The sequence below is a fragment of the Streptomyces sp. NBC_00461 genome (assembly GCF_036013935.1).
In the GTDB taxonomy this organism is placed as follows: Bacteria; Actinomycetota; Actinomycetes; order Streptomycetales; family Streptomycetaceae; genus Streptomyces.
This window is the reverse complement of sequence record NZ_CP107902.1, coordinates 7,560,717-7,578,303: the sequence shown is the minus strand read 5'-3', so window position 1 is coordinate 7,578,303 and position 17,587 is coordinate 7,560,717. Positions and strand designations below refer to the sequence as shown.

Annotated in this window: 12 protein-coding genes; 7 read left to right on the top strand and 5 right to left on the bottom strand. The window is 73.4% G+C overall.

The window, feature by feature from the left end; translation table 11 throughout:
- The first annotated feature begins 134 nt into the window (after positions 1 to 134).
- Genes OG870_RS35265 through OG870_RS35240 form a run of 6 tightly spaced genes read left to right on the top strand, consistent with a single transcriptional unit; the run spans position 135 to position 9,345 of the window.
- Positions 135 to 605 carry a nucleotide exchange factor GrpE gene (locus OG870_RS35265; RefSeq protein WP_266590782.1) on the top strand — a complete coding sequence of 157 codons (471 nt, stop codon included), beginning with the start codon at positions 135 to 137 and terminating at the stop codon, positions 603 to 605.
- Positions 602 to 2,746, top strand: a complete 2,145-nt coding sequence (locus OG870_RS35260) for an Hsp70 family protein (protein WP_266523143.1) — start codon at positions 602 to 604, stop codon at positions 2,744 to 2,746. The genes OG870_RS35265 and OG870_RS35260 overlap by 4 nt, the downstream gene beginning before the upstream one ends.
- Positions 2,743 to 5,358, top strand: a complete 2,616-nt coding sequence (locus tag OG870_RS35255) for an Hsp70 family protein (protein ID WP_266590780.1) — start codon at positions 2,743 to 2,745, stop codon at positions 5,356 to 5,358. Before OG870_RS35260 ends, OG870_RS35255 begins: the two co-directional genes overlap by 4 nt.
- A 58-nt stretch (positions 5,359 to 5,416) precedes the next feature.
- Positions 5,417 to 6,706 carry a hypothetical protein gene (locus OG870_RS35250; protein ID WP_266590778.1) on the top strand — a complete coding sequence of 430 codons (1,290 nt, stop codon included), beginning with the start codon at positions 5,417 to 5,419 and terminating at the stop codon, positions 6,704 to 6,706.
- Positions 6,703 to 7,200 carry a hypothetical protein gene (locus tag OG870_RS35245; protein ID WP_266590776.1) on the top strand — a complete coding sequence of 166 codons (498 nt, stop codon included), beginning with the start codon at positions 6,703 to 6,705 and terminating at the stop codon, positions 7,198 to 7,200. Before OG870_RS35250 ends, OG870_RS35245 begins: the two co-directional genes overlap by 4 nt.
- Positions 7,201 to 7,248: 48 nt before the next feature.
- Positions 7,249 to 9,345 carry a hypothetical protein gene (locus OG870_RS35240; protein WP_327691840.1) on the top strand — a complete coding sequence of 699 codons (2,097 nt, stop codon included), beginning with the start codon at positions 7,249 to 7,251 and terminating at the stop codon, positions 9,343 to 9,345.
- A gap of 16 nt (positions 9,346 to 9,361) precedes the next feature.
- Here OG870_RS35240 and OG870_RS35235 read toward each other — a convergent pair whose 3' ends face one another.
- The 4 genes from OG870_RS35235 to OG870_RS35220 all read right to left on the bottom strand — a co-directional run bounded on the left by OG870_RS35235 (position 9,362) and on the right by OG870_RS35220 (position 14,858).
- The gene (locus OG870_RS35235; protein WP_266523132.1) at positions 9,362 to 10,714 is read right to left on the bottom strand and encodes a protein kinase domain-containing protein; all 1,353 of its coding nucleotides are present in this window, start codon (positions 10,712 to 10,714) and stop codon (positions 9,362 to 9,364) included.
- Positions 10,715 to 10,731: 17 nt separating this feature from the next.
- Complete coding sequence (locus OG870_RS35230; protein WP_266590772.1) at positions 10,732 to 11,628, bottom strand: protein phosphatase 2C domain-containing protein; 897 nt, start codon at positions 11,626 to 11,628, stop codon at positions 10,732 to 10,734.
- On the bottom strand, positions 11,625 to 12,284 hold the full coding sequence (locus OG870_RS35225; RefSeq protein WP_266523837.1) for a vWA domain-containing protein: 660 nt from the start codon (positions 12,282 to 12,284) through the stop codon (positions 11,625 to 11,627). The genes OG870_RS35230 and OG870_RS35225 overlap by 4 nt, the downstream gene beginning before the upstream one ends.
- A 186-nt stretch (positions 12,285 to 12,470) precedes the next feature.
- Positions 12,471 to 14,858, bottom strand: a complete 2,388-nt coding sequence (locus OG870_RS35220; protein WP_266590770.1) for a GTPase-associated protein 1-related protein — start codon at positions 14,856 to 14,858, stop codon at positions 12,471 to 12,473.
- A gap of 247 nt (positions 14,859 to 15,105) precedes the next feature.
- Between OG870_RS35220 and OG870_RS35215 the strand changes: the two genes are divergently transcribed.
- Positions 15,106 to 16,368 carry a cytochrome P450 gene (locus tag OG870_RS35215; protein ID WP_266590768.1) on the top strand — a complete coding sequence of 421 codons (1,263 nt, stop codon included), beginning with the start codon at positions 15,106 to 15,108 and terminating at the stop codon, positions 16,366 to 16,368.
- A 23-nt stretch (positions 16,369 to 16,391) separates the two neighbouring features.
- On the opposite strand, the gene OG870_RS35210 is transcribed toward OG870_RS35215, so the two are convergent.
- Entirely contained in the window at positions 16,392 to 17,567 is a 1,176-nt protein-coding gene (locus OG870_RS35210; protein WP_266590766.1) for a damage-control phosphatase ARMT1 family protein, read from the bottom strand.
- Positions 17,568 to 17,587 lie beyond the last annotated feature (20 nt).

The window sequence follows — 17,587 nt, the reverse complement described above, 5'->3', positions numbered from 1 at the left end:
CATGTCGTCGGCCGTCCGCGGTCACGTCGTGGCTGTGGCGCCCACGCGGCGGAGCCGTACAGGGACACGGCCCGGCACCCGGTCGGGGCGCCGCGGCACCGTGGCCGAGTCCGTTCGACTTGTTGGGGAGTCCGATGACCGACGCAGACATGGCGGCCGCCCGGCTCGGTTACGACCACACCAGACAGCTCGCGGCGCGCGAGGCGGCGCACCGGGCGCACCTGGAACGGCTGTTGCTGCTGTGCGGCGACACCCTCGACGACTTCGACCGGCTGCTGGCCGACGGTCCGGCGCGGGACGGCGAGGCGTACCGCGGCAGCCTGCGGCTGATCGCCGAGCGCTTCGAGACGGCGCTGCGCGGCGAGGGCCTGGAACCGATCGGTGTCACCGGCGAGACGGCGGACCCGGTCACCCACCACGTGGTCGAGGTCCGGCCGTCCGTGTCGGCCGCCGAGGACGAGGTCGTCGAGGTACTGCAGCGCGGGTACGGCCACGAGGGCCGGGTACTGCGGGCGGCGCGCGTGGCGGTCGCCGTACCGGACGGTGAACGGCGCGCCGGGGACCGGCAGTTGACGGAGAAGGAACGCGAGGGGGAGCAGGAATGACGGCGATCGGTATCGATCTCGGCACCACCAACAGCGTGGTGGCGCGCTACGACCCGGACCGCGGTGAGGCCCAGGTGGTCCGCAACGGCGAGGCGAGCAATCTGACGCCGTCGGTGGTGGGCATGCTGCGCCGGGAGGGCTCCGAGTCGCTGCTCGTCGGGCAGCACGCGCTCAACTGGGCCGACCGGCAGCCGCAGGACACGGTGCTGTCCGTGAAGCGGCTGATGGGCCGCGACTACACGGACGCCAAGGTGGCTCGGGCCCGGGAGAAGCTCAACTACGGGATCGTGCCGGGCAAGGACGACGACCCGCGCGCCCATGTCGTCTTCGGCGGTCGCACCACCACACCGGCGGAGGTCTCCAGCGCGATCCTCGGCAAGCTGGTCAAGGACGCCTCCCGCAACCTCAACGAGGAGGTCACGCATGCCGTGATCACGGTCCCGGCGCACTTCGGTGACGCGCAGCGGGCCGCGACCCGGGAGGCCGCGCAGATCGCCGGGGTCACCGTCAAGAAGATCATCGACGAGCCGACGGCCGCCGCTATCGCCTTCGGCATGGACAAGCGGGACGGCGAGCGCAGCCGCATCCTCGTCTACGACCTGGGCGGGGGCACCTTCGACATCTCGGTCCTGGACTCGACCAAGGGGCGTGACGGGACAGCCCAGTTCGCCGTGCGGAAGTTCTCGGGCGACGACTGGCTCGGCGGCGACGACTTCGACCTGGCGGTCGTGGAGCGGATCGCCGAGTGGGTCAAGCAGGAGTGCGGCATCGACCCGTCCGACGACAAGCAGTTCCGGTTCACCGCGAAGAAGTACGCGGAGCAGGCCAAGCGCGAACTCAACGACATGCCCGAGACCGTCATCAACATCCCGGCCGGGTTCCGCGGCGACGGCGTGGTCGTCGACGTCTACATGCCGATCACCCAGGCCGAGTTCAGGGAGCTGACGGACCCGCTGGTGCAGCGCACCATGAGCCTGGTCCGCGAGACCCTCGAACAGGACGGGCTGACCACCGCCCAGATCACGGACGTGCTGCTGGTCGGCGGCGGCACGCTGACGCGTTCGGTGTACGAGACGGTGGAGGCGTACTTCGGCAAGGAGAAGGTCCGCCGCACCATCAACCCCATGGAGTGCGTGGCGCTCGGCGCGGGCATCCTGGCCGGGACGCTGGACGGGGTGGAGTGCCCGGCCAAGGACTGCAGGACCGTCAACGACGAGGCGGCGACGACCTGTTCGGCCTGCGGCACGAGCCTGGCCAGCGGCCGTTCGGTCGGTTCCACCGGCCTGTACGAGGTGACGGGCGTGGCCATGGGCATCTCCGCGGTGCGCGGCTCGCAGCGCGACGTCTTCGTGCCGATCATCGAGAGCGGCACCGCGTATCCGCTGCCGGAGCCGTGCACCAAGGTGTTCCAGGCCACCGACACCCGGGTCATCCGGGTCCCCGTGTACGAGGGCAACAGCCCGGTGGCGAGCAAGAACCAGGAACAGGGGGTCGTGGAGTTCGAACTGGAGCAGGAGATCGAACTCAACCAGCGCGTCGACGTGTCGTTCAACTACGACGCCGACCGCACCATCACGGTGTCGATCAACGTGCCCGGCACCAACATGTACATGCCTCCGGCCCCGCCCAAGCGCGAGAAGCCCCGCACCCAGCCGCCGGCGCCGACCTTCGAGCCGGACAGCGCCACGCTGCGCCAGCGCCTGGAGTGGGCCAAGCGGGACGCGGAGAAGTTCCTGCAACGCTACGGCGGTTTCGTCGAGGACCTGCAGGAGATGAAGGTTCGCCGGGACCTGCAGCAGGCCGAGCAGGTGCTGCGGCAGGGCGAGAGCGGCGAGTACAAGCGGCTCACCGAGCTGCTGGTCGACGACATGTACCACAACTGCGGGTTTGCCAGTCAGTTCCTGCACGCCGAGGAGGCCGCGGACGGAGCGCCCCCGGAGACGGCGGGGCTGATCAACGAGGCGGTCGGCTATGTGAAGCAGGCACACGCGGAGGGCAACCGCCTGATGGCCGCCCAGCAGGCCCGCAATCTCGCCAACCTGGTGGCGCAGGCGTATGACGCGCGCCGGGTCTCGGCGCTGCGCGACACGGAACGCTTCGACGGGATCCTGCGGGTCCCCGACGACGCGGCCGACACGTGACGGCGTCGCGCGGCCCGGACGGGCAGGGGCACGAGCTGGGGCTCGGGCTCGATCTCGGCAGTACGGGCCTGCGGGCGGCGTTCGGACGGCCCGGCGGGCCGGTGCGGCGGTTCACGCTGTCCGGCGCGCGATGGCCGTGGCTGCTGTGCGAGCCGTCGGTGACCGGGCCCCTGCCGGTGACGTTCCCGAGCCTCAAGAGCCGCCTCGGCAGCGGCCGGCCGGTCCTCGTCGACGGGGTGCCGACAGGGCCGGAGGAGGTGGTGGCCGGGCTGCTGCGCGAGGCCCGGGAGCGGGCCGAGACGGAGGCCGGCGGCCGGGTCACCCTGACCGTGATCAGCGTCCCGGTGAGCTACGGGTCCGCCCAGCGGACGGCGTTGCTGGACGCGGCGCGTGCGGCGGGGCTCGACTCGGTGCGGCTGATCGGCGACGCGATGGCTGCCGTCGTCGGGCACACGGAGGGACGGGGCAGTACGACGTGCCTCGTCTACGGGCTGGGGTACGGCGGGTTCGAGCTCGGGCTGATACGGGGGGCGCGGGGGCGGTACCGGGCGCTCGGGCACGAGTCGGCGTCGTCGACCGGGGGGCGGGCGTTCGACGACGCGGCGCTGACCGGCATGCTGCGGGCCGCCCGGCGGCGGGCGAACCCGGCCCGCCTGGAAGAGGCGGACTGGCTGCGGCTGCGGGCGCGGGTGGAGCGGATACGGGAGGAGCTGTGCGCGTCCGGCGGGGCCGGCGGTGCACTGCTCGAACTGGACCTCGGTGGCGGCATACCCGCACAACTCCAGTACGACCGCGAGGTGTTGGCGGAGTATCTGGAGCGCCATGTGCGCCGTACGCTCGCCCGCGCGGGCACTCTGCTCGACCAGTCGGCGATGGACCGGCGGGACGTCGACACGCTGCTGTTGGTGGGTGGCGGCACCCGTCTGGAAGAGGTCCGGTCAGGGGTGCGGGGGCTCGCCCGCGAGACGGTTCTCGCTCCCGCCGACCTCCTCGCCACGGGCGCGCTGCTGCACGCCTCGCAACTCGCCGGCATACCGTCGACGCCCCTGGAGGGCCTGGCGGTGGAGCCCTCGGACACCTCCGAAGACACCCTGTCGGAGGCACCGCACCTGTCGGTCACCCTCCTGTCGCCTCCCGCCCCTGCCGCCTGCCTGGATGTCGGCCTGGCCCGCAGGTTGGCGGAGCAGGGACGGGTCGAAGAGGCGAGGACACTGCTGGAGACGATCCTGTCCGAGGCACGGGGGTTGCTCGACTCGCTGGACACGCCGGGAGCGCAGGGTTCCGGGCCGATGGCCCCGCAGGAACCCGGGCAGCGCCCCGCCCACAGCTCCCGGTCGGCCGGACCGCTCGCCGACCGGACGGGCCTCACATCGACACGGCCGGCGGCTGGGGGCGGGGCCTCCGCACCGGGGGTGCCCGTGCGGGGCTCGGAGCCGGCGGGACCGGCCACTGGACACTCGGCCGCCGCGCCGGGCTCGGCGTCAGCCACGGGGGAGACCGGCGGTCAGGACCCACGAGCGTGGCAGCCGACGGATGAACGCAGGGGCACAGCCCCGGAATCGGCGCCGGCGGGGAGGGCGACCAACGAATCCGCGTCCGCCGGGTCAGGCACGGGAGGAGCGGTGCCGACGGGCGGGCGCAGGGTCTCCGCGCCGAACGCGGGCCCGGCGGCGACAGATGCAGAGACAGAAGCAGGGGCAAAGGCATCCACCGGGACCGGAGCCGCCGGCTCGGACCCGCGAGCTGCCAGGGGCGGCGGGACCGCAGCGGGCTCCCCTTCCGGGCGCGCACCCTTCACACGAGGTTCGGAGCCGACAAGGCCGGCCCCCGGACACACCACCAGCGCACCGCACTCGGACCCGGACGCTGACGCCTCAACCACCGCGCACACACCTGGCCCCCCGGACCGTGAACCAAAGGTGCCGACCCCCGGACGCGCCCCCGACGGCCTGCGCTCCGACGCAACCACCTCAACCGCCTCAACCACCGGGTATGCGACCGACACCCCGGATCACGGGCCCACAGGGACCGCCCCCCGGCGCGTGGCCGCCGATCCCGGCGCCGGCGCCGATCCGCGGTCCCGTCGGGCACGGCGCGCCCCCGGTGATGCCGAGTCCACCGATCCCGGACCCACCGACCCCGAGCCCACCGATGCCGAGCACTGGGCCGATCTCAAGGCCGTGCGGCGGCTGACCGTGGCGCGGGATCTGTTGACGGAGGGGCGGTACGAGGAGGCGGTGCAGGCCTCGCATGCCGCCTGGCAGGCCGCCGGGGACGGGACGACGGGCGCCGATGTACTGGACGCGATGATCGCCGTGCACTGCGCGGCGGCGATGGCCGACTTCTCGCCCGAGCACTTCACCGACGCCGAGCGCTGGCTGCGCTGTGCCTACGGCCACGACCCCACCAACGCCCGGGTGCGCGAGCTGCTCGCCGAGCGCACGTTCCGGCACGCGGAGCGGCTGGCCGGACGCGGGCGGCGGGACGACGCCGTGGAGGCACTGCACCAGTGTCTGACGTGGAATCCCGAACACGCGTCCGCACAAGCCCTGTTGGAACGAATCAGCCGCCGTGGCAGGAACCACCGGGACAGAGGCGGCGTCCCCCGCTGAGGAGCCCGGCAGATCGCAGGAGCACCGGAGGCACCGGTGCTGAGTCAGGAGAACGCGCTTGCCCACCGCAGCCAAACCCCTCGAACCGAGTTTCCTGGACCCCAAGGTGCTGAGCAGGGAGTTGACGGCACTGCTCGACAGGCATCCCGAGCGACTCGCCGCCCGCCGACCGGAGTTGAGGACACTCGCCGACGATCTCGAACAGGGCAACAGGCTCCAGTCCTGGGCCGAACTCGCCCTCGTCGAGACCTTCGTACGCCCGGAGAGCCTCACGGCCCCGAGCCTGGGCTCCCCGTCCGGCACACCCTGGTGGCGGCGGGCCCCCCGAGACGGTGTGCTGGAGGCCGTGCTCGGTGTGCTGGTGTTCGTGCCACTGCTGGTCACCTGGTTCGGGCTGCGCGAAGCGGTGCGCGCCTACGGGGAGTTGAGCCGGGAGGACCCCAAGCAGGCGACGCGTCCCTTCCTGCAGCTGTGGCAGACCGGCTTCGACGGCCATCTGGCGGCGGTGGGCCGGTTCGAGAACGTCGCCCTGATGGCCGTCGTACTGATCACGCTGCTGGTGCTGCTGTCGGTGTGGCACGCGCACGCCCGGACGCGGGCCGAGCGGGAGGAGGAGAGCCGGCACGACGGCGACGAGCGGCTGCTCGGTTCGCTGGCCTCGCTGCTGAGCCGGGTGCAGTTGTGCCTCGCCCCGCACCGGGCCGCGTCCCCGGATCAGTTCTCCAAGGAACTGACGCGTGCCGCCCAGCAGTTGCAGGCTCTGCTGCAGAAGGCCAACGGCAGTCACAAGCGGCTTGCGGACGGCGCGGACGCGGTCGCCAAGGCCACCGACGCGCTGCAGCAGGCGGCCGGGACGCTGTCGGCCGAGGTGCCGCGTCTCGCGACGGCGGCCGACCGCGTCGAGGCAGCCGTGACGGCCGGTACGAGCGCCACGGACCAGGTGCGGCAGGACAGCAAGGAGTCGGCCCGGATCATCGCGGACAAGCTGCAGTCGGCCGCGGGCGAGGTGCAGTCCGCGTTCTCGTCGCTGATCGCCGAGCAGAAGGCGCTCGCGTCCACGTCCGGGGCGGCGGCGCAGGCGGCCGAGCAGGCGGCCCGGGCGATCGCCGCGGGCGCCGGACGGACCAACGACGTCGTCGACGGCATGCGGGAGGCGACCGAGCGCTGGGACGCGGCGGCCGCCCACTGGCAGGACGCGGCGGCCCGGCTGGACCAGGCGGTCCGCGCCCTGGCCGCACGGCAGAACGGCGGCGTCCCCGGCCCGAGCAACGGCGCGCTCGGGACGCAGGGCACCATGCAGTTGCGCCACGGCATCGGGCACGAACGTCCCGAGGGCGGTGACGTGTGAGCGCACGCCCCAGGCGCCGTATCCGACGTCCGGGCGTCGTCGTACTCGCGGGCTGGCTCTTCGCCGACCTGCTGCTGGTGCTGGCGCTGGTGTCGATGGCCGACCGCCCGGACCCGCTGGCCGCCGTCAAACCCAGGCCGTCCTCGAGCGCCTCGGCCTCCGCGTCGCCGTCACCGAGCCCCTCACCGACCGGGCCGCAGGGCGTGTCGCGCTCGCCGGTCAAGTTCAAGGTGCACGGCACGGACAAGGGCGACCTGCAGCGCCAGCTCCGCTCCGCCACGGCCAGATGGAAGGGCCGCACGGCAGCCCTGGTGCTGACATTCGGCGGCGGGAACGGCGGCACGGAGTACGCGCACCACGTCAACAGCCTGCTCACCAAGGCGCGGCCCGGCATGTTCGGCGGGCGGATGGCGACGGACGACTTCCTCAACCTCGGCGAGGCGGCGAACACGGCGATCGTGCGCGTGTACTTCTACACGCAGCCCGCCGGGTAGCGGCAGGTGGAACCGGCAGCGGCGGACACGAGGGAAGGACCAGGCGGCGTGGCACAGTGGCGGCCCGGGCAGCGGGCGGTATGGGACGAGTCGGGCGAGGGGGCGGCCGCCCGGCCGCCGTTGCCCGATCTGCCCTGCTTCCCCGCGATGCACGGTTACACCAGGCTGCGCGAGGACCTAGACGCACTGGGCTTCCGGCATGTGGCGGACGCTCTGCGCCCGCCCGCCCCGGCCGGGCACCCGGCCTTCGAGCGTCCTGGGAACGACGACGGCTTCCGGGTCCTGGACGGGCTGTGGTTCCGCGGCCGCGGCCTACGGTGGGCGCGGGCCGACGAGGAGTACGTCCGGCAGGCCCGCGACGGCTGGCCGGCTTCCGGCGATCCGCGGGCCGCCGGGGCGGTGGGCGTCGTGGACACACTGGAGGCGTTCGTCCGGCACGACCCGATGGGGCTGCGCCGACTACTGCTGTGGCAGCTGGGCTGTCTGCTGCGCGACGGCTCCGCCGGGCCGACCGAGGAGGCGGCCTCCGGTCTCGGGGTGCACCGGGACGAGGCGGGGTACCTGGCGGCGGCGGTGGCCCTGGGGTTTCCCGACGCCGGGCCCGCCCGGGAGTCGGCGGAACTGCTGGGCGACGTATGGCCGAGCAGGCGGCTGCGCCACGCCGAGAAGGTGGCCGCGCAGGTGCCGGACAGCGGCCGGGACCATGTGCTGGCGCAGCTTCTGGGGGAGTTGCGCGCGCAGCGCACCGAGGTTCACCAACTGATCGACAGGGCGGCTCGGTTGGAGGCGGGCGGTTCGGTGCGGGCCGCGGCCAAGGCCCGGTTCGAGGCCGTGCGCCGGGCTGTGGACGACCCGGCGGCGGAGGCGGGTCTGCTCGGTGCGGCGGCGCGGGCGGCGGACGTGGCCGGGTCGGCTTCGGGCCCGCACCTGGATGCGGTCGTGGACGAGCGGACGGTACGTCTCTCGTGGCCGACGGCACTGCCCGGCGCGACGCCGGTCTCGTTCCGTGTGGTGCGCTTCCCGGACGGCGCACCGGGGGACGTGACGGAGCTGGCGGTGCTCGGCGCCGCGGACGGACTGCCGGGAGGCCCCCTGCGGCACGCCGACTCGGACGCCCCCGTCGGCCGGGCGGTGCGCTACGCCGTCGTACCGCTGCGTCAGGACGTGATCGCCGGGGTGCCCCTGGCGACGACAGCCCTCGTGATCGCGCCGGACGTGACCGGGGCCGCCGCCTCGCTGGTGCCCGAGGGACTGCGGCTGCGCTGGCAGGTGGACCCGGCCTGTACGCACGTGGAGGTGGAACGCCGTGCGGAGGGGGCGGGGAGCGGATGGCCCGAGCTGGTGGAGTGCGGGCGGGAGGAGCTGCGGGACGAGCGGCTGCCCGCGGGCGACTACACGTATGAGATCCGCTGCGGTTATCCGGGGCTGGGCGGTGGGACGGTGTGGTCCGGGGGCGTACGGGTGCTGGCTCGTGCCGTGGAGTGGCCCGATCAGGTGGAGGACCTGGCGGCCCGGCTGGTCGGCGGCGGCGACCGGGTGGCGTTCACCTGGCGGCCGCCCGAGCAGGGGCTCGGCACGGTGGTGTCCTGGCCGAGCGGGCCGGTGCGCCCGGGCACGGACGTCTCCCGGCGCACGGACCTGACGCCCCTGCCCTCCCCGTCCGTGCCCGAGCCGTCCGTGGAGGTGGCCGTCCCCGAGCGGTCGCGGGTCCGGATGACGGCCGTGAGCACGCTGGGCGACCGGGCGCTGACCGGACCGGCGGTGGTGGTCGAAAGGCCGGGCACGGTAAGGGATCTGACGGCTCATCGGATCAGCGCCGATCGTGCGGCCGTACGGTTCGACTGGCCGGAGCCCGCCGTGCTGGTGCTGGTCGCCTGGGAGGGCGGTGGTCGCCGTGAGGAGCGTCGGGTGGCCCGCAGCCGCTTCCTCGCCGACGGCCACCTGGAGTTTCCGGTGACCTCGGACGCCTACCGTGTGACGGCCCGCGCGGTGCCGCGCCCCGACGCCGTGGCGGTCCCGGCCGACGCCGCGTGCGCGGACCTCCCCGCGGTCGCGGCACCGCCCCGGGTGCTGCCGCCTCCTCCCCCGCTGCCTCCGTATGTCTGGTGGGGCCGCTGGCGTCGGTGGTGGCCGTTCCGCCGCTGACGTCCCCGGGCGGTGGTCAGTCGCGCACGACCGCCTCGGCGCCGCCGCCGAGTTCCAGCTGCAGGCCCGTGCTCAGGGCGACGGTGCGGCCGGGGTCGACGTCGTGCACGGAGCCGTCGGAGCGGCGGGCCGTCCAGCTGTTCCGCGAGCGGTTGGTGATGCCGAACCGGCCGCGCTGCTTGGGGTGTTCGGTCACCTCCGCGACGACGGCCGTGAAGTCGTGCCGCTCCGCCTCCACCACCAGGTGGTGGGCGTACAGCCGGGCCTGCGGGCCGAGCCGGACGGACCTGGGCTTGGTGCGCATCATGCCGGTGCCGATGGTGAGTTGCAGGCGCGGCGGCAGGCTCACCGGACGGCCGCAGCCCCAGCAGTCCGGGGCGGGACCGTCCGGTTCGGTGAGGTTCTGGCGGCCACAGGACGGGCAGACGCAGACGGTGTCCAGGACCTCGCTGAGCGCGTCGCGCCACTGGCCCTCGCGCACCCGCCGGACCGGGTTCTTCAGGCCGTCGGTGAACGTCTCGACGAACAGCCGCTGCAGGATCGGCGGAAGCGCGCCCCATGTGGCCACGACGGTCTGCTGTTCCTCACGGACCGGGCGGTTGCGGTTGTCGTTCGGGTCGTAGAGGAAGACCGGGTCGGTGCCGTACAGCTTCTTGCGGGCGTTCTCGTCCATGCAGCGGATCTTCAACGCCTCGGCGCCCTCCAGCGGGTGATGGTTCATCAGGAGCAGGAAGAGCAGCACCGCGAGGGAGTGCAGGTCGCTCTGGATGCCGGGCTGGGCGCCCCGGTCGCCGCGGACCAGCTCCGGCGCCATGAAGTCCATCGTGCCGGCGACGCCCGCGCTCTCGCCCTCGAAGACCGCGTTGTCGTTGTCGCAGACGAGGACGTCGCCGGTGCGCGGGTCGAAGAAGATGTTGCCCCAGTTGATGTCCCGGTAGGCGATGCCCTTGCCGTGCAGGGCGCGGTAGGCCTCGACGGTGTGCAGGGCGGCCATGACGAGGGTGCGCTGGGTGGTCGCGGCGAGCGCGGGATCGCGGCGGAACAGCGCGGGCAGGTCGTGGAAGCGCTCGGGCCGTACGTCCATGAGGTAGCCGAAGCCGGGCAGCCTGCCGTCGGCGTCGACGACCACGGTCTGCGGCCACAGGAAGCGGTCGTCGCTCCAGCCGCAACCGATGAGGCCTTCGAGGATCTGCCGCTGGCGGCTGTCCGCGAGCTGTGGGTAGTACCACTTCAGAGCACGGTCGCCCTTGCGTGTGCGCACCCGGTAGACCTCGCCCTGGCCGCCGGAGCCGAACATGTCGTCGACCTTGACCTTCTCCCCCTGCTCGGTCACCAGGGTCTGCCCGGGGGCGAGCATGCCGTTCACCATGCGGTTCCTCTCGTGGCTCACGTGTGTGGCGCGTCGTTGCGCCGGGGCGCGGTGGAGCCTGCGGCCTCGAAGGCGCCCACGAGTGTCGTGTCGTCGCCGGAGTACTGGGCGGCGTGGCTCAGCCACTCCGTCAGCCGGCTGCGCACCGCGGGCATCCCCAGCTCGTGGGCGCGGCCCTGCACGCCGGCCGCGAAGTCGAGGAAGCCCTGGTGGTCGGTGAAGCTCTTGGACAGCCCGTCCGTGGACAGCAGCACCCCCGAGGGGCCCTCGCTGGTCAGCGGCTGCCAGTGGCAGCGGGCGCGGTTCCAGGACTCGGGCGCGCACAGGGAGTCCGTCTCGTCGCCGAGGTCGGGGCCCGTGTAGAGGGGGGTGTACGGCGTCCCGGCCGCGTCCAGGACGACGACATCGCCGTCGCCCAGTTGCCAGCACACCAGCAGGCGCCGGGTGAGTACGGCGCCGACGAGGGTGGTGCCGTAGGCGGTGAGGTCGGGGCCCTTGGACGTGTGCCGGGGCGCGCCGTGCGCCGGGGAGTTGCAGTCGTGCAGGGTGGCGCGCTCGTACCAGCGGTGGGCGACCAGTTGGGGCAGCCGCCGGGCCTCGGCGCGCAGTTCCGCGAGGGCGTTCCACCACGGGCTGTGGCCGTCGTACTGTTCGGCCTCGTCGTCGTAGCGCACCGCGGCGGCCGCGAACTCCTGTGCGCAGACGGTGAATTCATCGATGGCCCAGCGGGCGCCGAGGTCACTGCGGAAGTGGGGTGCCGAGCCGTGTCCGTCGGCGACGGCGAGCACGACGGCGCGGCCGCCGGCCACGTGCCGTGCGGCGCAGCGGTCCTGGCTGTACTTCTTCGCCGCGCCTTTCACCTCGCCCTTGAGCAGTTCCCACCGCTCGGCGGCCGGTGCCACGACGCCGGTCACCAGATGGGGTCTTCGTCCTCGTCCTTGCCCAGGGCGACGGGCGGCGGGGCCTGGACCGGGCCGCCGCCGTCGGTCTTGGGCGTGGAGGCGGCCTTCACGGCGGTGGACATCCAGCGGATGGCGGCGGCCAGCTGGCGCGGGTTCTTCGCCTGCAGCGGCTCCAGCTCCGGGTTGGCGAGGAACTCCTTGAGCATGCTCTTGTCGGCGTCGTCGCCGATGGCGAGGGCGACGCGCACCGCCCGCTTGCCCCAGGGCGTGTCGTCGATGGAGCGCAGCCCCGAGCGCCAGTCGTCGGTGGGCTGGCCGTCGGAGACCAGCGCGAGGACCGGGGGCAGGGCGCGCTGCGGCATGGGCGGCGTCTGCAGCGCGCCGGCCGCCAGCCGGAACGCGGCGCCCATGTCGGTGCCGCCGTAGGTGTGCAGGTCCTCCCAGGTGAACTGGTCCACCGGGGTCGGGTCGTTGATGTGCCAGCTGGCTCCGCTGGCGAAGGAGACGGCACGGACGAGCAGGGTGGCTCCGGGATTGGACCGGGCGGCCGACTGCATCTCCGGGATCGCCTCGCGGATGGCGAAGTTCAGCTCGGCGATCTTTCCGTTCACGCTCATCGAGCCGGAGCAGTCCAGCAGCCAGATGAAATGGACGGGGCGGCTCGCCATGCTGCCGCCCGGCAGATCGAAGGTGTCGCTCACGCTGGTCCTCTCCCCCGAGGTCAGGCCGTGTCGGCCTGGACTTCCTTCAGGACAAGCCTAGTTGAGAATGCGGGCGAAGATCTGGTGCCTGGGACGATTGGGGAGACAGAGGGGTGTTCACCGGTTTCACATGCGCCCCATGTGCGCCCCCCGTCACCGCAGGCGGCGCCGCCATTTGGTCCAGGCCTCTACCCAGGCCTCTCCGGCATCACGTCTCAGGACGGCGAGCACCTCGTCGTTGCCTCGCTCGCCCAACTGGGGCAGTACGGAGCCGATGACGTCGTGGAGCAGGTCGTCGGCCGTGTCCCGCCAGCCTCCGGTGGCGCCCTCCTGGTCGCTGCGCCAGACGACGAACAGGGCGGCCACACGCTGCGGTTCGCACAGCGCCGCGGGCTCCAGCGCGCCCTGGGCGTCGGCCACGGCGGCCCGGTAGTGGCGCAGCCGCCCCACGTGGCCGGTGGCGAGGTAGCGCAGCGCGTGGGAACGGCGCAGCTCCTCGGGGCCGAGCCGGGCCAGACCGGTGGCGAGCCAGTGGTCGATCGCGTCCTGCAGGACGCCGCCCAGGCCCCGAGCCCGCTGTTCCAGCGTGGGCAGGTGTTCCATCACGCGCTGCACGGACTCCTTCCGGTGTGCGAAGTCCCAGGTCAGCACGATGAGTTGGGCGGTGGCCCGCTCCGAGCGGTTGTACCGGGGGGAGCGGGCGCTGGCCCGGGCGAAGTCGACGAGGGCCTGGTCGGGCGCCGGGGGGTGCCTGAGCCAGTGGGTGAGGCGGATCTCCATCCCCTCCTCGACGATCAGCCGGGGCGGACAGACCTCGGTGACCCTGCTCTGGTCGGTGTGCGCCGGGAAACCGTTCTGGGGCCAGACCAGCGCCCACATGATCCGCAGGGTGGGTCCGTCGGGCACCTGGCCGTCCAGGTGCCGCTTGGCCAGCTGCACCCAGAGGTCGGCCCCCTCCAGGCGGTGGGAGTGCTTGAGGTTCGCCGCCGACACGGCGAGGCGGATGACGAGGGGTGCCCCGTCGAGATACGGGCGCAGCCAGTCGCCGTAGGAGGCCGCCAGGTCGCGCAGCGCCCGGACCCGGCGCTCCGTCAGGTCCCGGGCCAGCCGGTCCAGGACCCGGCGGACCAGCCCGCGGTGGTTCACCGCCGCGAGCAGGGCCACCGCGTCGGCGCAGGCGCGCCGGGCCTCGGGGCTGCTCAGGGCGCCCGCGATCTTGTCCACGGCCTCGTCCACGGCGGAACTCCGCTCGGCGCCGCCCGCGAGGACGGCACTCAGCGGCTTCTCCCAGGCGTCGAACGGGTAGCGCAGCATCTTGCGCAGCTCGTCCTCGGGCGGCGGACCGAGCTCCGAGCGCAGGGTGCGCCAGGTTCCCTCGTCCAGCGGCAGGTCCGTGCAGGCCTCAAGGACCGGTACGACGTCCTGCGGGTCCGCCGCCCTGACCCGGCTGCGAGCCAGGGCGGCGGCGAGCGGCTGGACCGCGTCGGGCCGGTGCTCGGCGATCCGCCGGGCGATCACGGCGAGGTGCTGGGCGGAGACGGCGTCCGTTCGGCCGTGCTCGGCAGCGCGGATGGCGGCGGCCAGGATCTCGCGCAGTGCGTCCTCGGGGAGGTCGCCGAGTGCGTGCCAGGTGCGGGCGGCGAGGGCCCGGCGGACGAGGGGGAGGAGGGCGAAGGGATCCTGGGGGGCGCCGGTGTCCGGGGCCTGTGCGCCAGGCCGTTCGGCGCCGGTGCCCTCGGTCGGCTCGTCGGGCCGTGGGACCACTCCTTCCTGCCAGAGCCAGGCGGCCACCTGCGCCCAGGGGTCGGACAGGGGCGGGCTGCCGGGGCCGTCCAGGCCGTCGTGCACCCGGAAGAGATGGGTGACGGTCGGGCCGTCGTGCCGGTCGAAGAGGTCGGCGTCCGTGTCCGGGCCGATGCCGACGACCTGTTGCGGGGCGACACCCGGGTCCGCGGAATGGGTGCTGAACGTCAGCGCCCTCGCGTGGTGGACGGGCAGGGAGGCGCAGGCGAGGGCGATCCAGCGGGCCACGGTCTCCTGGTCCCGCTCGGCCACGACGATCTGGCGGCCGGCGGGGTCGGCGAACAGCCTGCGCACGTCGGCGAGGAACGGAGCGACGCGCCGGCCCTGGTCGGAGGCGAACTTCACCAGCAGCGCCTCGTCCCAGCACCGGGTGTCCGGCGCGAACGCCTCGTCGCCGCTCCCGCCCAGGGTGCTGGGCCGCCAGGCGTCGACGGGCCAGCGCCGCCGCGGCCCGTCGGGGCCGTCGGCGTCGTGCGCCTCGTACCGGACGTCGACGCGCAACCCGTCCGACTCCTCGTCGGGGCGTGCGCTGCACAGGAGTCCGCCGCCTGCGCGGTGGGGCAGCCGGGTGTAGCTGAGCGCGGCTCCCACGGCGGGCGCGGCGCGGTGCGTGACCGTGATGATCCGCTGCATCAGGTCGTCCGGCACGCCCTCGGGCACCTCGGTGACGGGGGTGAGCCGGTCGGCACCCGAGTCGGGGTCGCGCAGGAGCACGTAGCTGAGTTCACGGATGGCCATGCCCCGATTCTGGCGATCCGCGCCGAACACCGCAGGAGGACCGGCAAGTTGGCACGGGGCGCACAGAAGCGGACGACGCCCCTCATCCCCCGGCGCCCGGCCTGCCGTCCCGCTCGGCGCTCCCCGCGGAACCGAGCCGGACCTGCCGCGCTCCCCCTGCACGCCCCTCCACTCCGCAGGGATCCCTCAGCCCCCGCACGAGCGCGCTCCCTTGCCGGAGCCCCGGCCGCCACGTCACGGTGGCTTCATGAACGTGCGCGAGGCACTGCCGGTTCCGGACGTCTTCGATCCGCGGCAGTACGCCGCCGGGGTACCCCACGCCGCCTATCGCGTGCTGCGCGACCACCACCCGGTGGCCTGGCAGGAGGAGCCGGAGGTGCTGGGCTGGCCCGCGGGTGCCGGGTTCTGGGCGGTGACCCGGCACGCGGACGTCGTAGGCGTCCTCAAGGACTCGGCGACGTACTCCTCGCACCTCGGCGCGACCCAGATCCGCGATCCCGACCCGGCCGACCTTCCCTTCATCCGGCGCATGATGCTCAATCAGGATCCGCCGGGGCACCGACGGCTGAGGCGGCTGGTCAGCCGGGCCTTCACCCCCGGCCGCATCGACCGCTTCACGGCCGTCGCGCGGGAGCGGGCGCGGACGCTGTTCGCGCAGGCGCTGCGGGACGCCCGGGCCGCGGACGGCACCGCCGATCTCGTCACCGCCGTGACCGACGACTACGCCCTGCTCAACCTCGCCGACCTGCTCGGCGTCCCGGAGTCCGACCGCGGTCTGCTGCTGCACTGGACGCAGCGGGTCATCGGCTACCAGGACCCGGACGAGGCCGGCCCGCCGGTGCTCGACCCGCGGGGCAGGCCGGTCAATCCACGCTCCCCCGCGGCGCTCCGGGACATGTTCGCCTACGCCCAGCAGCTCGCCGCACACAAGCGAAGCCACCCCGCGGACGACGTGCTGACCACGCTCGCCCACGACGGGGAACTCGCCGACGCCGAACTGGAGATGTTCTTCTTCCTGCTCACCGTCGCGGGCAACGACACGGTCCGCAGCGCGGCTCCCGGCGGACTGCTCGCCCTGGCCGAACACCCTGAGGCGTACGAGTCGCTCCGGGCCGGAAGGATCGAACTGACCACCGCTGTCGACGAGTTGCTGCGCTGGCATCCACCCGTCCTCACCTTCCGCCGCACCGCCGCCCGCGACACCGAGCTGGCGGGACGGCGCATCCGGGCCGGCGACAAGGTGGTCGTCTTCCACGCCTCCGCCAACCGGGACGAGCGGGTCTTCGACGCACCCGACCGCCTCGACCTGTCCCGTACGCCGAACCCGCACGTCTCCTTCGGCGACGGCCCGCACGTGTGCCTGGGCGCCCACTTCGCCCGGCTGCAGCTGCGGGTGCTGTACGGGGAGGCGGTGTGCGCGCTGCCGGTCCTGCGCACCGCGGAGCCGGCCAGACGGCTGACGTCCAATTTCATCAATGGACTCAAGTCGCTGCCGATACGGCTGACATGAGGCTCAGCGGCGGGCGCGGGCGCTCACTCGCGGACCTGGATGAGGGCATGTGTGCCGCCCGTCCGCCACCGCTGTCCCTCGGCCGCCACGAGCGCGGCCTCCGTGCCGGGGTCCAGGCCGGTGATCACGTCGGACTTCAGGGTGCGCAGGGCGGCGACCGGCCCGGGGAAGCGGGCGGTCACCTCGCCGAAGGGTGTGGTCGGGGGCCAGAGCCGGTCGCCCACCAGACGGCGGTAGTTGAGGTCGCCCTTCACGATGGTCACGGTGGCCGTCGCGAGTTCCGCGCGAAGGTCGTCGGGCATGTCCGCGAACGGCAGGGGTGCGGCGGAGAAGGGGTGGGCGCGGACCATGAGGCGACCGTCCGTCATCGCCGACCACAGGATGCGGCCGTACTCGGGGGCGGCACCCTGGGCGCCGGTCAGCCTGCGCAGCGCGTCGAGGACGTCGGCCGTCGTCGCGTCGGAGACGTAGTACGGGTACGGCTTGACGTGCAGGACGGCACGCCCGACGCGCCCGCGTTCGAGGAGGTGGGCGATGAGGAGCAGATCGGGGATGAGCTCGCGGCCCGCGTTGTCGGCGATCAGGCACAGCGTGCCCGCGCCGGACGGTGGGAGCAGCGACCAGAGTGTCTCGCTGTCGTCGGCGACCAGGCCCGGGGCGGTGTCCGCGGCGCCGGTTTCGGTGTCGGCGGCGGAGAGGCGGAAGCCGAGGTCTGCGCGGTTACCCCACAGGGAGCCGTGCAGCAGGGCCCGGTCCTGGTCCTCGGCGGACAGGGCGTCGAGCGCGGCCAGTTCCTCGTCCGTCTCCTGGGAGTCCAGCTCGGCCAGCTTGAAGGGGCGGAACGGATCGATGCCCTGCCAGGGTCCGGTGCCGAAGTAGCCGACGGCACCGAGGAGTTGGCGGTAGAAGTAGCTCTCAGACCAGAGCCAGGGGATGTCGTACCAGGAGCGGCCGACGTACTCCGCGCTGCCCCACGACTCCCAGCGGGCCCGGTCGTGCGCCCCGGCGGGGAGCGGTTCGACGACGCCCTCGGTGCAGTTCGCGAGGAGCGCGTCGAGTGCGCGGTGCTGTGCGGGGCCGTACGGGAAGGCCTCCCGTACCTGCCGGATGATGGCGGGGTGCCGCTCGGCGAGCACACTGTGCGGGAACGAACCCGGTTCGTTGCCGAGGATCAGGGGCGCGGGCGGGGTGTCGGGCATGCGCCTCACCCTAGGGCCTG

Bases quoted from the DNA above. Each gene is read 5' to 3' on its own strand.
- OG870_RS35265 (WP_266590782.1), top strand. From the start codon at position 135: ATGACCGACGCAGACATGGCGGCCGCCCGGCTCGGTTACGACCACACC.
- OG870_RS35210 (WP_266590766.1), bottom strand. From the start codon at position 17,567: ATGCCCGACACCCCGCCCGCGCCCCTGATCCTCGGCAACGAACCGGGT.
- OG870_RS35220 (WP_266590770.1), bottom strand. From the start codon at position 14,858: ATGGCCATCCGTGAACTCAGCTACGTGCTCCTGCGCGACCCCGACTCG.
- OG870_RS35235 (WP_266523132.1), bottom strand. From the start codon at position 10,714: ATGGTGAACGGCATGCTCGCCCCCGGGCAGACCCTGGTGACCGAGCAG.
- OG870_RS35215 (WP_266590768.1), top strand. From the start codon at position 15,106: ATGAACGTGCGCGAGGCACTGCCGGTTCCGGACGTCTTCGATCCGCGG.
- OG870_RS35225 (WP_266523837.1), bottom strand. From the start codon at position 12,284: ATGGCGAGCCGCCCCGTCCATTTCATCTGGCTGCTGGACTGCTCCGGC.
- OG870_RS35260 (WP_266523143.1), top strand. From the start codon at position 602: ATGACGGCGATCGGTATCGATCTCGGCACCACCAACAGCGTGGTGGCG.